Genomic DNA, 2,757 nt, shown 5'->3' with positions numbered 1-2,757 from the left:
CTGTGGATGCGCCGTCTCAGGCTCGAATGGCTGTTCCGGCTGCTGATCGAGCCAGGCCGCCTCTGGCGCCGCTACGTCGTCGGCAACCCGCTGTTCCTGTGGCGCGTCGCCAGGCAGAAATTCTCGGCCGCCGGAGCGCGTCCTTGAACAGCCGCTTCGTCCCGGATGCAACGGCCGAAGTCCAGCGGCTGCCGCCGGCGCCGACGGCCGCGGTGGTGACCGCCAGCTATGCGCCGGATTTCGAACGCTGCCGTCTGCTGTGCGAGACGATGGACCGCCAGCTTTCCGGGTTCGCGCGCCACTACATACTGGTCGAGCATCGCGACGTGGCGCTGTTTCGCCAACTGGAGAACCACCGTCGCATCGTCGTCGACGAACGCGATCTCCTGCCGCGCTGGCTGCATGTCGTCGACGATCCGTTCTCCCTGTTTCGCCGCCGCGTCTGGCTCAGCCTGAGGACGCAGCCGCTGCGCGGCTGGCATGCGCAGCAGCTCCGCCGCATCGCCATTGCCGGCCATGCTGGCGAGGACGTGCTGATCTTCTGCGATTCCGACGTCGCCTTTCTCAGGCCGTTCGACGCCAGTGCCTTCTGGCGTGACGGTAAGGTGCGGCTGTTCCGGCGCGATGGCGTCCTGGCGAACGATGGTCATGACGAACATCGCATCTGGTCGCGTAATGCCGGCGCGGCGCTCGGCATCGATCCGACCAAGATCACGGTGCACGATTACATTTCGACGCTGATCGCCTGGCGGCGCGAGACCGTCACGGCGATGTGCAGCCGGATCGAGAATGTGCATGGCCGCGACTGGGTCGCGGTCCTCGGCTCGGCGCGAAGATTCTCCGAATGCATGATCTACGGCCGCTATGTCGACGACGTGTCGGAGGGGGCCGGCCATTTTCACGGTTCGGAAGAATTCTGCCGCGTCCACTGGACCGGCGAGCCCCTGTCGGACGATGACTTCCGCCGTTTCGTTGCCGGCATGGCGCCCGAACAGGTGGCGATCGGCTTGCAGTCCTTCATCGGCACCGACATCGGCCGCATCCGCCGCCTGATCGGGCTCGCTTAGCCTAAGCAGAATTAGATGGCCTTGGCCGGCCTGCGCATCGCCGAGTAAGTGAGAAACGCCGAGGCGAGATAGAGCAGCAGGAAGACGACGTTGAGCGACAGCACCAGGTTGGACGTGTCGGCGATCGTCGTCAGCACATAGATCAGGAGCACCGCCTTGAGCCCGGCAAGCAGGCCGAGATTGAGCGCCCGGACGGCTGTCTGGCCGCGCGCGAACAGCAACTCGGCCTGGTATTCGACCAGATTGCGCAGGCCGGGCACGCAGATGGCTAGCGCCACCAGGGGCGCCGCCTCCGCGACATTCCTGCCCAGCGCGTTGGGGAAGAAATGCAGCACGATGCCGAGCGCGGCGAGCGCCAGCGTCGAGACCAGGAACACACCGCCCTCGATGCCGCTCTTGACGGCCAGCCGCGACAAGAGCTCCGGTGCCCGCATCATCCGTTGCACCAGCATCATCGAGAAGGTGCGGATCGGGATCGCCGTCAGGTCGACGAGGCGCATGATGATGGCGTAGATGCCGGCGAGATGAGCGCCGCCGATCGACAGCACCAGCAGCTTGTCGAACTCCATCTGCAGGTAGAACAGGACCTCGGCGCCGGCGACATAGATCGAGTCGGCGAGCCGCCTGAGATAAAGCTCGGTGCGCAGTCGCAGCCGCTGGCGCGGATAGAAGAAGCCGAAGGCGATGGCGAGCGAAGCCGCGTTGGCGCCGATGTAGTACCAGGACCAGACGCCGACGCTGTGCTGCGCCGCCAGCATGAACAGCACCGCGCCGAGCGCCCTTAGCGCGGTCGCCAGGATCGCCAGCACGGCGGCCCGGCCGAACTTGCCGAGCCCGTTGTTGACGATCAGCGCCACCTCGACCGGCCGCCACAGCAGCGCCTCGGCGAAGACGACCGCGGCGAACACCGGCAGCGGCACGGTGCCGGCGAAGAAGATCAGGTAGACGACGTAGGATGCCGCCGCCAGAACCGGCAGCGAGACGATGCCGAGCAGCAGGAAGCCGGCGGTGAAGGTGCCGATCAGGTTGGGGCGGATCGTGGCGGTGCGGTAGAGCGCCGAGATGAAGCCGAAAGCGAGGACGCGAGACAGCATGACGCCCGCCGCCGAAGCGGTGGCGAACATGCCGAATTCGGCGATCGACAGCGTGTTGGCCAGCGCGATGAAATAGGCGAGCGAGAACACCAGCCGTCCGCCCGCGCCGCTGATTGCGGAAAAATAATCGAAAACCAGCTTCCGGCGCGCGGCCACGAAGGCGCCGATCCGGGTGAGGCTCCGCCTCTGCGGTATGTCGCTGGCATGGGTCATAGATCCGCCGGACCATAGGCCGGAAAGCTTAACGTGCCGTTCTGGAGAGGCTTCGACTGCGCCCGAAAACCATGCAATCAGGGCGCGAAAACTCGCCTTTCTGGCGCCGAAATTAACCTTTTGTTTCCTATGCCTGTTTAGCGTGGCTTAACGATTGGCCGACCGCCTCTCCCAAGCCGCCGAAGAGTAAAGCTCCAAGACAATGGTCGACAGGGACAACCGTGAGGACTGGAGGCGTGAGCGCTCGCTGCTGGCGCTCGGTCAGGCCATGCGTGGCGAGGATGACGCCTCTCTGGTCGCGATCGGCGACCGCGCCAACCAGTCATGGCGTGAGGATGCGGCGGAGCGCCACCGTCTCGCACGCGCGCAGCGCGAGACGCGCT

The 2,757-nt window shown here is 65.7% G+C and carries 3 protein-coding genes and 1 pseudogene; 3 read left to right on the top strand and 1 reads right to left on the bottom strand.

Annotated features, from left to right (window positions below; genetic code table 11):
- Positions 1-147: pseudogene (locus EN745_RS37355) on the top strand (glycosyltransferase); the annotation flags it as partial.
- Positions 144-1,067: a DUF6492 family protein gene (locus tag EN745_RS33175; protein ID WP_127423194.1), complete on the top strand. Its 924-nt coding sequence runs from the start codon at positions 144-146 to the stop codon at positions 1,065-1,067. The pseudogene EN745_RS37355 and the gene EN745_RS33175, both read left to right, overlap by 4 nt.
- Before the next feature lie 11 nt (positions 1,068-1,078).
- Here EN745_RS33175 and EN745_RS33170 read toward each other — a convergent pair whose 3' ends face one another.
- Complete coding sequence (locus EN745_RS33170; RefSeq protein ID WP_126056470.1) at positions 1,079-2,374, bottom strand: lipopolysaccharide biosynthesis protein; 1,296 nt, start codon at positions 2,372-2,374, stop codon at positions 1,079-1,081.
- A gap of 202 nt (positions 2,375-2,576) precedes the next feature.
- On the opposite strand from EN745_RS33170, the gene EN745_RS33165 reads away from it, so the two are divergent.
- The coding region (locus EN745_RS33165; RefSeq protein ID WP_145992283.1) for a hypothetical protein at positions 2,577-2,757 on the top strand (181 nt) is incomplete at its 3' end.

It is taken from the genome of Mesorhizobium sp. M4A.F.Ca.ET.022.05.2.1 (assembly GCF_003998845.1).
Lineage (GTDB): Bacteria > Pseudomonadota > Alphaproteobacteria > Rhizobiales > Rhizobiaceae > Mesorhizobium.
This window is presented reverse-complemented; position numbering and strand designations above follow the sequence as displayed.

What these genes read in the sequence shown, in the direction of transcription:
- EN745_RS33170 (WP_126056470.1), bottom strand. Translation starts at nt 2,374, where the DNA reads ATGACCCATGCCAGCGACATACCGCAGAGGCGGAGCCTCACCCGGATC.